Source organism: Psychrobacter sanguinis (assembly GCF_020736705.1).
GTDB lineage: Bacteria > Pseudomonadota > Gammaproteobacteria > Pseudomonadales > Moraxellaceae > Psychrobacter > Psychrobacter sanguinis.
This window is the reverse complement of record NZ_CP085990.1, coordinates 1,244,520-1,261,020: the sequence shown is the minus strand read 5'-3', so window position 1 is coordinate 1,261,020 and position 16,501 is coordinate 1,244,520. Positions and strand designations below refer to the sequence as shown.

General features: G+C 41.2%; 14 protein-coding genes and 1 pseudogene. 10 read left to right on the top strand and 5 right to left on the bottom strand.

The window, feature by feature from the left end; all coding sequences use genetic code 11:
• The first annotated feature begins 196 nt into the window (after nucleotides 1-196).
• On the top strand, nucleotides 197-781 hold the full coding sequence (locus LK453_RS05335) for a YceI family protein (protein ID WP_044298398.1): 585 nt from the start codon (nucleotides 197-199) through the stop codon (nucleotides 779-781).
• Nucleotides 782-1,093: 312 nt separating this feature from the next.
• Nucleotides 1,094-2,301: pseudogene (locus LK453_RS05330) on the top strand (low temperature requirement protein A).
• Between the two features lie 103 nt (nucleotides 2,302-2,404).
• On the opposite strand, the gene LK453_RS05325 reads toward LK453_RS05330, so the two are convergent.
• Both LK453_RS05325 and LK453_RS05320 read right to left on the bottom strand, forming a co-directional pair.
• The gene (locus LK453_RS05325; protein ID WP_007395931.1) at nucleotides 2,405-2,644 is read right to left on the bottom strand and encodes a DUF1653 domain-containing protein; all 240 of its coding nucleotides are present in this window, start codon (nucleotides 2,642-2,644) and stop codon (nucleotides 2,405-2,407) included.
• Nucleotides 2,631-3,215 carry a GNAT family N-acetyltransferase gene (locus LK453_RS05320; RefSeq protein ID WP_201537600.1) on the bottom strand — a complete coding sequence of 195 codons (585 nt, stop codon included), beginning with the start codon at nucleotides 3,213-3,215 and terminating at the stop codon, nucleotides 2,631-2,633. The genes LK453_RS05325 and LK453_RS05320 overlap by 14 nt, the downstream gene beginning before the upstream one ends.
• Before the next feature lie 311 nt (nucleotides 3,216-3,526).
• Here LK453_RS05320 and LK453_RS05315 point away from each other — a divergent pair, with 311 nt between their 5' ends.
• On the top strand, nucleotides 3,527-4,654 hold the full coding sequence (locus tag LK453_RS05315) for a transposase (protein WP_227954068.1): 1,128 nt from the start codon (nucleotides 3,527-3,529) through the stop codon (nucleotides 4,652-4,654).
• A gap of 120 nt (nucleotides 4,655-4,774) precedes the next feature.
• On the opposite strand, the gene tyrS is transcribed toward LK453_RS05315, so the two are convergent.
• Complete coding sequence (gene tyrS, locus LK453_RS05310) at nucleotides 4,775-6,010, bottom strand: tyrosine--tRNA ligase (protein ID WP_007395933.1); 1,236 nt, start codon at nucleotides 6,008-6,010, stop codon at nucleotides 4,775-4,777.
• Between the two features lie 360 nt (nucleotides 6,011-6,370).
• Between tyrS and LK453_RS05305 the strand changes: the two genes are divergently transcribed.
• The 3 genes from LK453_RS05305 (at nucleotide 6,371) to LK453_RS05295 (ending at nucleotide 9,960) form a co-directional block, all read left to right on the top strand.
• Nucleotides 6,371-7,426 (top strand): IS701 family transposase, encoded by a 1,056-nt coding sequence (locus LK453_RS05305; RefSeq protein ID WP_227945194.1) that lies wholly within the window; start codon nucleotides 6,371-6,373, stop codon nucleotides 7,424-7,426.
• Nucleotides 7,427-7,504: 78 nt separating this feature from the next.
• Nucleotides 7,505-8,524 (top strand): IS701 family transposase, encoded by a 1,020-nt coding sequence (locus tag LK453_RS05300; RefSeq protein ID WP_227945193.1) that lies wholly within the window; start codon nucleotides 7,505-7,507, stop codon nucleotides 8,522-8,524.
• 137 nt (nucleotides 8,525-8,661) lie between these two features.
• Entirely contained in the window at nucleotides 8,662-9,960 is a 1,299-nt protein-coding gene (locus LK453_RS05295) for an anhydro-N-acetylmuramic acid kinase (RefSeq protein WP_007395935.1), read from the top strand.
• Nucleotides 9,961-10,042: 82 nt separating this feature from the next.
• On the opposite strand, the gene trxC is transcribed toward LK453_RS05295, so the two are convergent.
• A complete protein-coding gene (trxC, locus tag LK453_RS05290; RefSeq protein WP_007395936.1) occupies nucleotides 10,043-10,480 on the bottom strand; it encodes a thioredoxin TrxC in 438 nt (145 codons plus the stop codon).
• Between the two features lie 386 nt (nucleotides 10,481-10,866).
• Here trxC and LK453_RS05285 point away from each other — a divergent pair, with 386 nt between their 5' ends.
• From LK453_RS05285 to LK453_RS05275, 3 genes are all read left to right on the top strand, one after another.
• Complete coding sequence (locus tag LK453_RS05285; protein ID WP_379652725.1) at nucleotides 10,867-12,675, top strand: SulP family inorganic anion transporter; 1,809 nt, start codon at nucleotides 10,867-10,869, stop codon at nucleotides 12,673-12,675.
• Nucleotides 12,676-12,876: 201 nt separating this feature from the next.
• Nucleotides 12,877-13,203: a protein tyrosine phosphatase family protein gene (locus tag LK453_RS05280; protein WP_201529397.1), complete on the top strand. Its 327-nt coding sequence runs from the start codon at nucleotides 12,877-12,879 to the stop codon at nucleotides 13,201-13,203.
• 112 nt (nucleotides 13,204-13,315) lie between these two features.
• Nucleotides 13,316-13,648, top strand: coding sequence for a protein tyrosine phosphatase family protein (locus tag LK453_RS05275; protein ID WP_007395939.1), 333 nt, complete (start codon nucleotides 13,316-13,318; stop codon nucleotides 13,646-13,648).
• 317 nt (nucleotides 13,649-13,965) lie between these two features.
• On the opposite strand, the gene ahpF is transcribed toward LK453_RS05275, so the two are convergent.
• The gene (gene ahpF / locus LK453_RS05270) at nucleotides 13,966-15,543 is read right to left on the bottom strand and encodes an alkyl hydroperoxide reductase subunit F (RefSeq protein WP_201538012.1); all 1,578 of its coding nucleotides are present in this window, start codon (nucleotides 15,541-15,543) and stop codon (nucleotides 13,966-13,968) included.
• A 514-nt stretch (nucleotides 15,544-16,057) separates the two neighbouring features.
• Between ahpF and LK453_RS05265 the strand changes: the two genes are divergently transcribed.
• Nucleotides 16,058-16,285: a YdcH family protein gene (locus LK453_RS05265; protein WP_201538014.1), complete on the top strand. Its 228-nt coding sequence runs from the start codon at nucleotides 16,058-16,060 to the stop codon at nucleotides 16,283-16,285.
• Nucleotides 16,286-16,501: the final 216 nt, after the last annotated feature.

Below are 16,501 nucleotides of genomic sequence, written 5' to 3'. Positions count from 1 at the left end.
TGATAAATTTTTGTTAAACTATCGGCGGTATATATAAGCCCTACTTATTACCGATGTTTGGCTTTGGTATGAACTGACTACCCTAAACTTGTTAATCCGCATTTGCTAAGTCATGGATACAGGTTATTTGATAACGATAATTTATTTAATCTTGTTCCGATTTAACCCATCAAGGTCTTTTAAAGGAGAACCGACTGTGAAATTATTAAAAAACACATTAAGCATTGCCCTACTTGCTGGCTTGGGCACTTTAAGTGTTGCCAGTAATGCGGCCACTTATGAAATTGATCCAAATCATGCCAATGCCCGTTTTTCTGTTGATCATTTTGGTACTTCTACTAACGCTGGTGGCTTTTATGGTCTTACAGGTATTGTAGATTTTGACCAAAAAGCTAAAAAAGGCTTTGTTGGCGTTACTATTCCTATCAGCAACCTAGATACTGGCAATAAAGCTTTCAATAAGCACTTAAAATCTGCAGACTTCTTTAATGTAGAAAAGTACCCCACTGCCTATTTCAAATCAACAGAATGGCAGTTCGATGGTGATAAAGTGAAAGCAGTTAAAGGCAATTTAACCCTACTTGATCAAACTCATCCGGTCACTTTAAAAGCCACTAAGTTCAACTGTTATGATAGCCCTATGTTAAAAACTCAGGTATGTGGGGGTGACTTCGAAACCACTATCGACAGAACCAAATGGGGTATCGATACTTATACCGATGGCGGCATGATGAAAAACATCAAGCTAAATATCCAGATCGAAGCGGGTTTAAAAAAATAATCCTGACTGAAACGATCTGATATAGACAAGCTTTCAGTCATCAAATAGTTATTAAGTAGTTATCTATTAAATAGTTATCAAAGCTCATGACTGGCTTGTCTAAGTTAAGACTGTCGATGTGAATACCGTGCTTTAAAAAAGAGGCGATACTTAATATATTAAGTATCGCCTCTTTTTACACCCAGTGTTTGACGTTGGCGAGGAGCTCTCAACTCTCCGCTCTCTTTTACCGGTTTTAGCTCCCTAATTATTACCTTTGATTTAATCTTAAGTACTGCATTGATTTTAAATACTGCATACTGGAATCTGATAATGAACTTTCTGCCTGCTGTCACCCGAATTTATGCCCGAGACCCTAGTGAGCCACACCGGGCTTCAACCACCCTCGAGCTGTTATTCGATTTGGTTTACGTTATTGCGGTCTCAGCAGCGGCTGAAGGATTTTATCATCGTCTGAGCGAACATGACCTAACCGGATTCGTGACCTTTACCTTGGCGTTTTTCATCTTATGGAATGCCTGGACCAGCTTTACCTGGTTTGGCTCAGACTATGATCCAGACGACTTACCTTATCGCCTGTCTACCTTATTGCAAATGTTTGGCTCTTATTAATCGCAGCCAATATCAGTCAGTTTTTTGAACAAGGTCTAATATGGATTGGCGTCGCCGGCTATGCCATCATGCGACTTGCCAGCTGTAGTCAGTGGTACCGTGTTTACAAACATGTTCCTGATCATAGACAAGTTGCCAAACATAGTATGCTCGGCCTACTGACTTTACAAGCCATGTGGATCAGCTGGCTTTTTCTACCGTCCTCATTGCAGACCCCTGCACTTTTTTTATTTATCATCGCTGAGTTATTGATGCCAATATGGGCCCGTGCCGAACAGTTCAATAATTGGCATCCCGTACATTTGGCCGAGCGCTATGGGTTATTAACGATTATTGTTTTGGGTGAAGGTATATTAGGTGTGAGTGGCACTATTCGTTATTTACTGGCAGATCCGGCTTACAGTGCTAGCGATATTTTATTGACAGGGTCAGGCTTGGTTGCTCTACTCTTTGCCATATGGTGGCTGTACTTTAGCGTGCCCTTCGACAGCATCTTACGAGAAGAGCGTCGTCGGCATGACTTAATCTCATTTGGATATGGGCATTTTTTCATTTTTGCGTCGCTGGCAGGCATTGGCAGTGCGCTAAACTTAGTCGCTGATGCCATGGACTACGCGGTTGATCCATCGGCTTCGAGTACTCAGGTAACTATGCCGTATGCGATGGGCATGGTTATGATACAGCTGGCTGCATTTTTAGTAACGCTATGGCTATTACGCCGCTTTATTTGCCGCAACTCGCATCATAATATCCTGACATTAGTGGTTGCTTTGGCTATTTTAGGCGGAAGCTTTTATGCTGTGGTCTTAGGTCTGCCTATCACTTATGGCATTTGGCTCAGTGTGCTAGCGCCTATTATGATGACCGTCAAATTTAATCGTGAAAAAGCCAAAGCCAAAAAAGCCTAGGTCTACAACCACATTTCAAAAAAATGCAGCTCAAAAAATATAGACTAAAAATAACCAAAAAAAGACAGCTCGAAAGCTGTCTTTTTTATAATCTGTCATTCGTCTAGTCTGTGAGCTCTTTGATTAACTCAAAGCGAGGCACGGATTGACCTTCAACTACTACGGTTTCGGTAAACATCTCAAGCGGACGTACCCAAACGCCATATTCTCCATACAAACAGCGATAGACTACTAGCGCTTCCTCGGTCTCTGAATGATGCGCGGTGTGCAAGACTTGGTATAAATTGCCTTTGTAATGACGGTAGATACCTTGAGGAATAGAGTTACTTTTATTTTTGCTCATGACGTTTCAACTTATTGCTAAGATTGTTTTTTGCATCTGGCCACTCATTGACCGTCATACTATAAACAACGGAATCGGTAATCGTGCCATCTTGACGGATTCTATCACCCCGAATAACGCCATCTCTTTTCAACCCTAAGCGCTCGATTGCCCGTTGCGACTGACTATTTATAATATCTGTACGCAGACCTATGGTTTGATACTTTAATGTCTCAAAGGCATGAATCATCAGCATCAGCTTACAGGTAGTATTGACTCGGCTACGCCAGTACGACTTGGCATACCAAGTATAGCCAATTTCTAACCGTTTCACTTCTGGCATAATATTATAAAAACTGGTAGAGCCAATCGCTTTACCGGTCATCTCATCAATCACAGCAAATGCCATTCTGTCAGCTGTTTCGTTGGCTTTGTTAATATACTCAGCCATTTTCTGTGGATTAGGAACAAAGGTATAAACTGTTTCCCATAGCGTGCCATCTTTACAGGCTTCAGATAAATCAGGAGCATGAGCCATCGTTAAAGCTTCAAGAGTGATACCATTATCAGAAAGTCTGATAGGTTTTATCATATTTATTCCCAGTTGGTCATAATATAACTCAGCCATTGATAACTATTACTAGCCATTAAAAATATTAGGGGCCATTAAAAAGGGCTGAGCTTTCAAAAACTCAGCCCCATCATAGGTCAAAACCAATTGTTTAAGCAATTAGTTAGGCAATAATTTAACTTATCGTGCGTAATTCTCCACCTATAATCTTTGATTTAGGTGGAGATGTAAGCACGGGCGACCTATTCTAAGGATTTAGGTTTATTGCTGATAATTGATGCTAAATGCAAATAATGCTAAGTTATACCTATATTCAAGTTGACTGACAAACCATGCTTAAAGCCTATAAATACAGAATTTACCCAAACAGTGAGCAGCGAGTGCTAATCGAAAAGCATTTTGGCTGTAGTCGGTTTGTGTTCAATTGGGCGTTGGCATTGCAAAAACGCTACTATGCTATGTTTGGCAAATCATTATCACGTAGCAAAATCCAAAGCCATTTAGTAAAAAAGAAAAAGAAAGCTCAGTTTGCATGGCTAAACGAGGTCAATAGCCAATCATTACTTAATGCCTTACTAAATATCTATACCGCTTTTACTAACTTCTTCAAAGGTCATGCCAAATTTCCACGGTTCAAATCTAAAAAAATCCCACAGCGTAGTTATCAATGCCCTCAACATTGCACCGTAAACTTTGAGCAAGGTATTATCAATCTACCTAAAATAAAAGGCATCAAAACCGTATTTAGCCGTGAATTTGTTGGTAATATCAAAACCGTTACTATTAGTAAAACCGCCACAGGCAAATACTATGCAAGCGTACTGGTTGATAAAGCTGATATATTGCCAACGCCTACGACCATTGAACCTAGATTAACGGTTGGCATTGACTTAGGTATTAGTCACTTACTCAATCTATCAGATGGTAGCAAATTTGATAACCCAAAGCATTTAGCCAAAGCCAGTAAACGACTTGCTATACAGCAAAAAATCTTTGCTCGTAAACAAAAGACCAGTAAGAACTATCAAAAACAAAAATTAGCTGTTGCTCGTATTCATGAAAAAGTACGCAACCAACGCTTAGACTTACATCACAAAATCACGCATAGCCTTATCTGCGAAAACCAAGCGACAAGCTATGCGATAGAAGATTTAGGTGTGAAAAACATGGTAAAGAACCGAAAACTTGCCAAAGCGATTAATGACGTGGGTTGGGGGCAGTTTGTTACCCTGCTTACCTACAAGGCGAATTGGTATGGTAAAAACATTCTAAAAGTGAGTCGGTTCTTTGCCAGTAGTAAAATTTGTTCGCATTGTCATCACAAATTAGATACTCTGCCGTTGTCAGTCAGAAATTGGACGTGCCCTAGCTGTCAAACACAGCATGACCGTGATACCAATGCAGCAAGCAATATACGCTCTCAGGCGTTAGCTGATGTAGCAGGACGTGCTACTGTGTAAAGAGTTCCTCCATGCCTATACCTATTAGCGTAGGTGGCATGGCGAAAGGTAACAACTTAGGTTGTTATGGGTCGCAAAGATTCCCCCACCATAATCGTTAGGTTTGGTGGTGGGAGTATGTCAAGCAATAGTCACTTTAGCAAAGGCTTTCTTACCAGCCTGAATCACCACAGTTTGACCCGAAGTCAAACTAAAGCCCGCATTTACCTCTTCCCCATCGACCTTCACTGCATTGCGTTTTAGCATGTCTTTAGCCGCTGCACTGTTTTTAGCCAGATCCGCTTGGTTTAGAATCTGAGTAATGAATAAGGCTTCTTGACCTGCTTCAAGCTCTAATGTCACTTCAGGCAAATCTACTGGCAGCTCACCATCAGCTAAGACGTTACCGGCTGATTTATGAGCATTTTCTGCCGCTTCTTTATCATGGAAACGCTCAATCAGCTCTTCAGCCAAGATACGTTTGATTTCTTGCGGGTTACGGCCATTTTCCATCTCCGCCATTAAGGCATCCACTTCTTCCATTGGCTTAAAGCTTAAAAATTCAAAATAGCGATGGATAAGCGTGTCTGGCATAGATAAAATCTTTTGGAACATAACGCCAGGTGCATCTTCAATACCAACATAGTTGCCTAAAGACTTAGACATTTTATTAACGCCATCTAAGCCTTCCAAAATAGGCACCGTAATACACACTTGTGCTTCATGGCCATAGCGACCTTGTAAGGTGCGACCCATCAATAGGTTAAAGGTTTGATCCGTACCGCCCATTTCAACATCTGCTTCAAGAGCGATCGAATCATAGCCTTGCACTAAAGGATATAAAAACTCGTGAATAGCGATTGGAGTTTGTGAGGCATAACGCTTGGCAAAGTCATCACGCTCAAGCATACGCGATACGGTGAGCTGGCTGGCCAACTGAATCATATCCCCAGCACTCATCTCATTGAACCACTGTGAGTTAAATACTACTTTGGTTTTGTCTTTGTCCAAGATCTTAAATACTTGCTCGGCATAGGTCTTAGCATTGGCCAAAACTTGCTCATCAGTTAATGGAGGACGTGTAGAGTTTTTACCGGAAGGATCACCGATTTTGGCCGTATAGTCACCGATTAAGAAATAGATTTCATGACCTAAGTCTTGGAAATGCTTTAGTTTATTGATTAGAACTGTGTGCCCTAAGTGTAAATCAGGCGCTGTTGGATCAAAACCGGCTTTAATTTTTAAGGGACGACCCAGCTTTAGCTTAGCAATCAAATCTTCTTCTGAAAAAATCTCATAAGTACCACGTTTAATAATGGCAAGTTGTTCTTCAATACTTAAGTTATTTGTTGATTGTTCTGATGTCGCTTGGCTCATATCTGCCTCAATAGTTGGGTAATGAATAGGAAATAACAGTCTAATCAGGACTATGTTAATGAGTATGAAAAATGAATGCTAGGATTTTAAAGAAGAAAACAACAAAAAGCTATGATAACCCTTGTTTTACACGCTTACTAAAATAGTTTGGGCTAAAAAGCTCGGTTCAAAATAGGCATTTAAAACCCAGTCTCAAAAAACGTGCTCAAAATACATAATCAAAAGCTAAACTGGTAAATCACAATGACCCCTTTATTGAGCTCAACAACCTTCAGCCCTCTAGCAATACGATTATCAATGCCTCTCTTAGCTAATTAACTGAAGTTACGCAAAGACCTAAACAAACGCTATACTACCACCATGAATAAAGACATGATTGACTTATACACAGACTATCAACTCAGTAGCTTTGGTCAAACCACAGCCACAGGCTTATCGGCGATGATGGAGGGTAGCATCAGTCATGATGCTGTGACCAGATTTTTAACAAATAGCGAGTACACTTCAAAGCATCTATGGCAACAGGTCAAACCGACCATACGTGATATAGAAAACGAAGACGGTGTACTGATATTTGATGACACCATACAAGCAAAACCCCATACCAAAGAAAATGAGACAAATTGCTGGCACTATGACCATACGACAAACACCACAGTCAAAGGCATCAACTTACTGAACTGTTTGTACCATTGTGAGGGTGTCTCGCTACCAATAGCCTTTCACATTGTCACCAAACCGATTTGCTACAGTGATATCAGTACTCGAAAAAACAAACGCAAAGCCAGGATAACCAAGAATCAGTTGCTAAGAGACATGGTTGATACCGCTTGCCACAACCAAGTTAAGTTCCGTTATGTGCTGATGGATTCATGGTTTACCAGTAAACAGACATTAAAGCATATTCGCAAAAAAGATAAGCATGTAATCGCAGCCCTTAAATCCAATCGTTTAATCGCTCTGAATCTACAAGACAAAAAACAGTCTCGTTATCAGCGAATTGATGAGATAGGACTACCAGATAAAAAAGCCATGACAGGCTATTTAAAAGATTACCCACATGAGGTTGTCTTTATACGCCAAGTCTTTACAAACAAAGACGGTAGCTTAGGTGTGCTATATTTGGTATGTACTGATTCACAACTCCCTGCTGATAAGATCATGAGTCTTTATGAAAAACGCTGGGCAATCGAAGTGTTTCATAAGTCACTCAAGCAAAATGCCAGTTTAGCTAAGTCGCCTGCCCATTCTAAACGGGCAATGCACAATCATGTGTTTTTATCTATTTGTGCTACGGTTAAGCTTGAATGTTTGAAGTTAACCACTAAATTAAATCATTTCGCACTTAAAGCTAAACTTCTTGTCGCGGCTTCAAAAGCGGCTTTCGATGAGCTGACTTTGCTTAGGGCTGCGTAACTTCAGTAATTAATTAGGACTTACGCAAAACCAGAGATATATTGCCAACCTAAAGCACAGCGTAGTACCATAATAGTCATGAAGAAGCCTAAAGTAACCCGACTAGATTATTGCCAATATCTCATGGTGAGCCAAATAAACTACACCATCACCAACTATGCTGATCATCATCCTGAGAACATCAGTCATGACCGTATCAACCGTTATATTAAAGGTGACAAGCTCAAACCTCGTCTAGTATGGGAACAAGTTAAACAAGACATTGTCGCCGATGCTGAGGGTTACTTGCTCTTTGATGACACCGTATTAGACAAAGATCACAGTCATAAGATAGAACTGGTCAACCGCCAATATAGTGGCAATGCTAAACGATTAATTAAAGGCATTAGTCTTGTAAACTGCATCTACGTTAACCCGCATACCCAGCAGTATTGGGTTATTGACTACCGTATTTACGACAAAGCCATCGATGGTAAAACCAAGCTTGATCATTTAGAAGATATGTTACGACACACGATCGAGTACAAGCAATTGGTATTTAAAACGGTGCTCATGGACAGCTGGTATGCCACTAAAGATATCATGCTGACCATTGATGGTTTAGGTAAAATCTTTTACTGTCCGCTTAAGAGCAACCGTTTGGTTGATGATTCTAAGGGGCAACGCGCTTATACCTCAGTCAGTGCTTTACAATGGACTGAGGCCGAACAAGATAATGGCAAATTAATTAAGATCAATAAATTTCCTAAACACTATAAAGTGCAACTGTTTCGGGTTGTGGTGAGTACTCACCGCACGGATTGGGTCGTAACCAACGACACCACTCAAACAAATCGTGATGACGTACAACAGGTGTGCGCCATACGCTGGAAAATTGAGCAGTTTCATCGTGAGATTAAGCAATTAACAGGTATAGAGTCTAATCAGTGTCGAAAAGCACGTATTCAGCGCAATCATATTTGCTGTTCTATATTAGTTTGGATAAGTTTGACCCGTATTGCTAGGCAGACAAAGAAAACGGTATATCAGTTAAAACATGGCTTGCTGGATGACTATCTCTGCGAGCAGTTGCGCTCGCCTAGACTGATTGTTGCGTAAGTCCTATTAATGAACAATAGTAAATAAATAGGCCTCTTTCAGAAACCTTAACTCACTGCATTTGTTATAATGACCCACCATACGTGCATCAAACGCATGCATTCTCATATTACTCACAAATAAAATGTAGTAGGCCCATGACACATAGCGAATTAACACCATCAGACAGCCCATTAGAAAACTTGGCACAACTGGAGTCTGCTTTATCAGAGACCCTTTTTGATAGTTTTGACAGTGGCTATTACATCGGCATGATGTCAGGGACCAGTCTGGATGGAATGGATGCAGTTATTTGCCAATTTTATGACTCTGACAGCGATAAAATCATCGCCACTCATAGCAAACCATTTCCAGAACATTTAAGAGATACGCTGTTGGCATTGTGCCAACCCAATGGATTTACCACCTTGGCACACCCGGTCAAAAATATTATTTTGGAGCAGCAACCCCAAAGTGAACTTGAATGGTTTGGTTGGGCCAGTTGTGAATATGCCGAATTTGCCAGTGCCGTGGTTAATGAATTACTTGAGAAATCAGGTATCAGTGCCGATGAAATACTTGCTATCGGCTGCCATGGTCAGACCGTACGTCACCGTCCCAATTTAGGCTTTAGTCTACAATTGGTAGACCCTAATATTATTGCTGAGCGCACTGGTATTAGTGTGGTTACTGATTTCCGTCGTCGTGATATGGCGGTGGGTGGACAAGGGGCGCCTCTGGCACCTGCTTTCCATTTGGCCCAGTTTGCGACAGACGCTGACAAAGACCAAATTATCGTTAATCTAGGTGGTATTGCCAATATTACTGTATTACCGTCAGCACAGGCGGATAAAGTAACCGGCTATGACACCGGTCCTGCCAACCTGTTGTTAGATGCTTGGTATCAAAGCCAACACCCTGACGCTGACAGTCTTTATGATGAAGAAGGCAAATGGGCTCAGTCAGGCTCCGTGAACCCTGCCTTGTTGTCACAGTTAATGGCGCATCCTTACTTTACCCAAGCAACGCCTAAAAGCACCGGCCGAGAAGAATTCAACTTAGGTTGGCTTGTTGAACAAATTGAACAACTAGACGCTGACACTCAACAGGCTATCAACGCTGATGCAGCGTCGGTACAGGCCACTTTGACCCAGCTTACTGCTCAAACATTATGCGACGCCATTGAATCAGAAGCCAAACAATTAAACCTTACTGCAGGCGACATTATCATTTGTGGTGGCGGTGCCTATAACCCCAACTTGTTGACACAGATTGCCAATTTACTGCCTGAGTGGCACGTTACCACCAGTCAACAGTTTGGTATTGCCCCTACTTGGGTAGAGGCGATGGCATTTGCCTGGCTGGCCCGTCAAACCATTATAGGTGAGACAGGAAATTTACCAGCCGTCACTGGCGCTACCAAACCAGTAATACTCGGCCAAGTTTGCTTTGCTTAAGCTAAAACAAATATAGGTCACGCCGCGTTCTTAAGCCTGCTAACCCAGTTAGCAGGCTAAGCCATTAAGTTAGGTCAGCAAATTAGGCCAACGACTGTACCCACTGTACAATTTGATTTCTCGGCAAAGCACCGGACTGACGGGCAACCTCTTTCCCACCTTTAAAGGCCACCATAGTCGGTAAGCTTCTAATACCGTAAGCAGCAGAAGCCTGTTCATACTTATCCGTTTGTAGCTTAGCAAAAACCACATTGGGTAACTGCTGAGCAGCCTGCTCAAATTGCGGAGCCATCATATGACAAGGCTGACACCAGTCCGCCCAAAAATCGACAATGGTTAATACCTCATTTTTTTGGATGGTCTTATGGGCGGTTTGGCCGGTTAATACCACAGGGGCTGCGGTCAATAACGCTTGCTGGCATTTACCACATACGGGGCTTTCACTCATACGCTGAGCAGGGATTCGGTTAGTAGCGGCGCACTGTGGGCACACCAAATGTACTGATTGGCTATTACTCATAATCTGATACCTTTTATTATTTATTATTTACTCTTATCGTTTGTCTTTACCCTTCATTCTAATTGCTTATTCTAGAGACTCATTTTGAATTTTTCGCAGTCTGTCACGTTTTTAATACGACAGGTTGTTAACATAACAGGCTCTCAATATTGACGGGCTTTCAATATAACCGCTGCTTATCCTTAGTGGCGACTGACATTATCTAAATCTAACATTAACAATAGATAACAGATAAATATTCAATTGTTGTCATACGACATCTCAATCAATCTGTTATATTATACAATTATATATATTGATACTTTATTTCTGATTTCAATAGGCCAAGCTAATACCGTTTAAACGGTATTTGATGTCGGATAATAAGTGGTTAGTGAGAAGCAATCGTGGCGAACAAACACCCATTAAGTGATCACCCTAAGACCGAAAGCTGGCTTGCCAAGTTATTGCCTGAAAGGTTGCTGCCTGAATGGGTGTCAACTTATGATACCGCTCGCTTGCCTGCTGATATTATCGCTGGACTGGTGGTGGGCATTTTAGTCATTCCCCAAAGCTTAGGTTACGCTGTGTTGGCAGGCTTGCCACCGGTATACGGAATATATGCCTCTATTGTACCGGTCCTAGTCTATGCATGGGTCGGCTCAAGTAACGTGCAAGCCATCGGTGCAGTGGCCATCACTGCCATCATGACCGCCAGTAGCCTACATGGCCTAGCCATAGAAGGCAGTGTGCAATACATTATGCTTGCCAGCTTGCTGGCACTGATGATGGGCAGCATACTGTGGTTGGCCGGTAAACTCAGGCTTGGCTGGATTATGCAGTTTATTAGCCGCGGTGTATCAGCAGGTTTCGTCAGTGGCGCTGCGGTGTTGATATTTGTTAGCCAATTAAAGTACCTGACCAATATCGCGGTCAGTGGCAACACCTTACCAGGCTATACCGCTTCTTTAGTAACGCAATTGAGCACATTCCACCTCCCGACTTTTATTATTGGGGGGAGTGCGTTTATCTTATTTATGTTAAACCGCTATGCCAGTGGTTTGTTATGGCAATCTTGGCTACCTGCGTCCAAAGCAAAATGGGCAGGTCGGTTATTTCCCTTGGTCGTGGTTATTGTTGCTATCTTTTTAAGCCACATCGCTAACTGGTCTAGTCGCGGCATTCGGGTTATTGGAGAGATTCCAACTGGGTTGCCTATGCTATCAATGCCTGAGTTTGAATCTTTATCCCAAGTAGCGACTATGCTACCAACCGCAGGCCTCATGGCATTAATTGTCTTTGTCTCTAGTAGCTCTGTGGCCAGTACTTACGCCCGTTTACGCGGTGAGAAATTTGATGCAAACCAAGAGCTTAAAGGACTGGGTTTAGCAAATATTGCAGGGGGCTTTAGTCAAAGCTTCCCAGTAGCGGGCGGCTTTTCACGTACCGCCATCAACGTAGATTCTGGGGCCAAGACCCCTTTAGCCAGCCTCATTACCGTAATTATCATGGTGGCGACTTTATTAGTGCTAAATGAGGCTATCGCTCCGCTCCCTTATGCGCTTTTGGGGGCAATGATTATGGCCTCTATTGTCAGTCTTATTGATGTCGACACCTTCAAAACAGCCTTGAAGACTGACCGTTTAGATGCCATGAGTTTCGCCGCTACCTTTATTGGTGTGCTCATTTTTGGTCTAAACATCGGTTTAGTCATCGGTATTATCGTCTCCTTTGCCGGTCTAATCTGGCAATCGAGCCACCCTCATATTGCGGTAGTGGGTAGACTTTTAGGAACCGAGCATTTTCGCAACATTCATCGCCATGATGTGATTACCTATGACAACCTGCTTATCATGCGGGTCGATGAAAGTTTATTTTTTGGTAACAGCGAATCCGTTTACGGTCGAATCAAAGAAGCGCTTGAGGAGTACCCTAAAGCTTGCGAGTTGGTACTCATCATGTCGTCAGTCAATCATATTGACCTTACGGCGCAAGAGATGCTTATTACTCTGAATCGTGAATTGATGGCGGCCAATAAGCGCTTACACTATAGTTTTATCAAAGGTCCTATTATGGATGTCATTGAGCACACACCAGTGATTACAGAGCTATCAGGTCGAGTATTCTTAAGTACCATGCAAGCTATTACATTGCTCACCGATGACTCTCTTCATAACGATAAGTACCCTACAGTTCAAAAAAGAGAATTTGAATAATCCAACATAGCAATACTTATTCAACAAAATATAGCTACAATTAAGCTAAGCCTCTGGGTTTAAAATGTTAAAATCAGAGTTACTTACTCTTTTATTATCTTATATTCGAGGTTATTTGGTGTTGTTTAACACAAAAATCCAAATTTATTGCCTCAAATATTGGACTCACTAGACTTTATATAGCAGACAGAACTTAATACCATGAGCGATTCGTTAACCATATACAAGCAAATTTATCCCATTCAATGCCCAAAACTCTCTGAGATGGGATACCGCTCGATTATAAATGTCCGCCCTGATAATGAAGTGGAAAACCAACCTTCAAGTGAATTGTTGTGTTCTGCGGCCACGCAAGCCAACTTAGCGTACTCTTATATCCCTTATGATGAAGAGCGTTTAAGCTGTGCGACAGTGGCACATTTTGCTGAGCAATATCATAAAATGCCAAAGCCTATCATGCTGTTTTGTGGCTCTGGTGCTCGTGCCAAGTTGTTATATCAAAGTGCCTTAATGCAAGGGCTGCTATAGTTTAGATTTAGCATTATTTCACTTATTATAAAACCCCTACTTAATACTAAAACTGAAAAACATTCAAAATCTCAACACATAAAACCTCAACATCTAGAATAAGGAACTCCATATGAGTCATCAAGTTAGTTTTGCCGGTCAAATTACACCAGAACAGGTAAAAGAAGTGGCCGCTCAAGGCTTTAAAACCATTATTAATAACCGTCCAGATGGTGAAGCACCTGACCAACCTACCAGTGCTGAAATTGAAGCAGCGGCAAAAGAAGCTGGCCTAGCCTACAAAGAAATCTCATTTGCGGGTAATGAATTAAACATGCAACATGTTGAAGATTTTGCTGATTACTTCAATCAAGCAGAGCAACCTATTTTGATGTTCTGCCGTACCGGTAACCGTTCTAATGGCTTATATGAAGCTGCCAAACAGCGTGATATGTTAGACGACTAGTTTCGAACTGTTACTTTTAAGCCTGTAACTCGCTGCTATAACGCTTGCTTACTTGCATTAACTGCGCCCGTCCAAAATTTGGAGGGGCGTTTTCGTTTATACCCTTTTAATAATCATATTGGATAACCTTATATAATGAGGCCGGTGAAATATTGAGTTTAGAGGGTGTATTAGGGGGTTAATCGCTAGTTTTTAATACTAGCTACTTTAGCCACTAAGAAAAACAAAGCTCATAAAAAACCACCCCAACTAGCACTAGCTGGGGTGGTTTTTATAAAACTTGGAACTAATATTTCAGTTCAAATTTATGGTCTAACTTACTGCATGACTAGGTATTCAAATGCTGACAAGGCCGCTTTTGAACCCTCACCCATGGCGATGTTGATTTGCTTGAATGGTACGGTAGTTACGTCACCTGCTGCGAAGATACCACGGCGGTCAGTCTTACACGCTTCATCAATTTCAATCTCGCCGAAGCGGTTCATATCCACGAAGCCTTTAACAAACTCTGAGTTTGGTACCAAACCAATTTGTACGAACACGGCTGACAAGTCTTGCTCTTTGGTTTCACCCGTGGTGCGGTCTTCATAAACGATCGAAGTTACCTTACCATCTGTGGCTTTAATCTCTTTTGTGGCCGCAGAAGTAATGATATTAATGTTGTCGATTGATTTGGCTTTATTGACCAACACTTGGTCCGCTTTTAAGTCGTCAGCAAACTCAAACACGGTGACATTTTTCACAATGCCTGCCAAATCTAGTGCCGCTTCGATACCAGAGTTACCCCCACCCACGACAGCAATATCTTTACCTTTGAAGAATGGACCATCACAGTGTGGACAATAAGCAACGCCACTACCAATGTTTTCTTCTTCACCAGGAACGTTCAATTTACGCCACTGCGCCCCTGTCGCTAAAATAATACTGCGGGTTTCAAACTGCTCGCCCGTATTTAGATGAATAGTGTAATTTTCATCTTCAGTCTCGCTAAGCTCTTTCACACTGACGTGCTCTTTGATGGTGATCTCATACTCTTTTAAGTGCTTTTCAAAGTTCGCTGATAACTCATTACCTGTGGTTAACGGCACTGAGATTAAGTTTTCGATACTTTGGGTGTCTTTCACCTGTCCACCAATACGGTCAGCGATAAGTGTTACTTTAAGACCTTTACGTGCGCTATAAATCGCTGACGCCACACCGGCTGGACCACCACCGATAACTGTCACATCTTGACGCTCTAACTGCTCAGCATCATCTTCTACGGCAGACAATAAATCAGGATACTGCTGCTGTAATTTATCAATAATACGTGCAGTATCTACTTTACCATTTAAGAAAGGTTGACCATTTAAGAATACTGCTGGTACCCCTTGAATATTGTTGGCTTCAACCTGCTCTTGGAACAGACCACCATCAATCATTTCGTTACTGATACCGTCATTTAACAGCGCAAACTGGTTCAGCGCTTGCACAACTTCTGGACAGTTGTGGCAAGACAAAGACACATAAGTCTGGAATTGAAGTGGCTGACCAATACGCTTCACCATATTCTGAATACTTTCATCAAGTTTGAGGGTGTGCCCGCCTGCTTGAAGAATAGCTAAGATTAACGAAGAAAACTCATGGCCACCTGGGATACCACTAAATACAATACCTGTTTCACTTTCTTTTGAGTCAATCTCAGTGGTAATTTTAAAACTGATTGGGCTAGGTAAACTAGCATCCTCAGCACCTTCATCAAAGTTAATTTTGTCAGTTGTACTGGCAATTTGCTTCAGAAAGTCTACCAACTCTGCCTTTTTGTCATGATTACCTTGACCAATAACAAAACGGATTGGACGAGTCATATGTTCGCTATAACTTTTTACTGCATCTAATAAACCTTGGTCTAACATAACTGGCTCCTCGTAGAATATCTTTATTTTGAATGTGTTGTGTCGTTGCTATATCTGTCGCAAGACAAGGCCTTACCTACCATTGAATCTGCCTTTTTAATATATGTGCTATCAGACAGACTTTTATCACTCTTTTATATAACGGCCTTTCTTTGTCATGCTTATATTATCGGGGCTTAAGGCAGGAACAACAAGCTGATAAATCTTAATCATGCAATTGATAAAACTAAACTAATATTAATTTTCATTCTAAAATACAAAACTACTGGCTTACAATTTACTGTGGTTCTGTCGTAATATAACTGCGTCCCTTAGGCTCATTAGTGGGATTGTAATTCGATAAAAATAATCGATTTTAGTCGTAGTTTTTATTTCTTATTTTGGGTACAATTTAGTAAAGATTAATAAGAAATATAACGCTTTCTCCAACCAGTGGATGGTAAATATCAACTCAATAATTTTTAATTATTTATCATCTATATATAAGTTTTAAACCTACTAAAAGGATAATATTATGTTCCCTGAACATCGTGATTTAATCTCTGAGCTTAAAAACACTGACACTCATTTCCAAAAAATGTTTAAAGAGCACAATGATTTAGATACGCAAATCGATAAGCTTGAAAACGACGTGGTTAAATCAGTAAGTCGTGAAGAAGAAATCGAAGATATGAAGCGTCGTAAGTTGGCACTTAAAGATGAGATTGGTCGTTATTTAGATCAAAAAAGCCAAGAAAAATAGTCTTAGGTATTTAGTTGATCAAATAGAAGCTACCTATATAGCACTTAATATATAGTCTCTTCTAAACATAGCATCTGATAAAGCCCTGCCCTTACCGGTAGGGCTTTATTAATTATTGGCCTCATTTTATCGGTTGCTAGAATGCCGATGAATAACTTATTATTAGAAGGTCAGATTATTAGAAGCTCCAATCATTTAAGAAATCGTTAAATAATT

What these genes read in the sequence shown, in the direction of transcription:
- ahpF (WP_201538012.1), bottom strand. Translation starts at nt 15,543, where the DNA reads ATGTTAGACCAAGGTTTATTAGATGCAGTAAAAAGTTATAGCGAACAT.
- LK453_RS05325 (WP_007395931.1), bottom strand. Translation starts at nt 2,644, where the DNA reads ATGAGCAAAAATAAAAGTAACTCTATTCCTCAAGGTATCTACCGTCAT.
- LK453_RS05320 (WP_201537600.1), bottom strand. Translation starts at nt 3,215, where the DNA reads ATGATAAAACCTATCAGACTTTCTGATAATGGTATCACTCTTGAAGCT.
- LK453_RS05315 (WP_227954068.1), top strand. Translation starts at nt 3,527, where the DNA reads ATGCTTAAAGCCTATAAATACAGAATTTACCCAAACAGTGAGCAGCGA.
- LK453_RS05275 (WP_007395939.1), top strand. Translation starts at nt 13,316, where the DNA reads ATGAGTCATCAAGTTAGTTTTGCCGGTCAAATTACACCAGAACAGGTA.
- LK453_RS05295 (WP_007395935.1), top strand. Translation starts at nt 8,662, where the DNA reads ATGACACATAGCGAATTAACACCATCAGACAGCCCATTAGAAAACTTG.
- LK453_RS05265 (WP_201538014.1), top strand. Translation starts at nt 16,058, where the DNA reads ATGTTCCCTGAACATCGTGATTTAATCTCTGAGCTTAAAAACACTGAC.
- LK453_RS05305 (WP_227945194.1), top strand. Translation starts at nt 6,371, where the DNA reads ATGAATAAAGACATGATTGACTTATACACAGACTATCAACTCAGTAGC.
- LK453_RS05280 (WP_201529397.1), top strand. Translation starts at nt 12,877, where the DNA reads ATGAGCGATTCGTTAACCATATACAAGCAAATTTATCCCATTCAATGC.
- trxC (WP_007395936.1), bottom strand. Translation starts at nt 10,480, where the DNA reads ATGAGTAATAGCCAATCAGTACATTTGGTGTGCCCACAGTGCGCCGCT.
- LK453_RS05300 (WP_227945193.1), top strand. Translation starts at nt 7,505, where the DNA reads ATGAAGAAGCCTAAAGTAACCCGACTAGATTATTGCCAATATCTCATG.
- tyrS (WP_007395933.1), bottom strand. Translation starts at nt 6,010, where the DNA reads ATGAGCCAAGCGACATCAGAACAATCAACAAATAACTTAAGTATTGAA.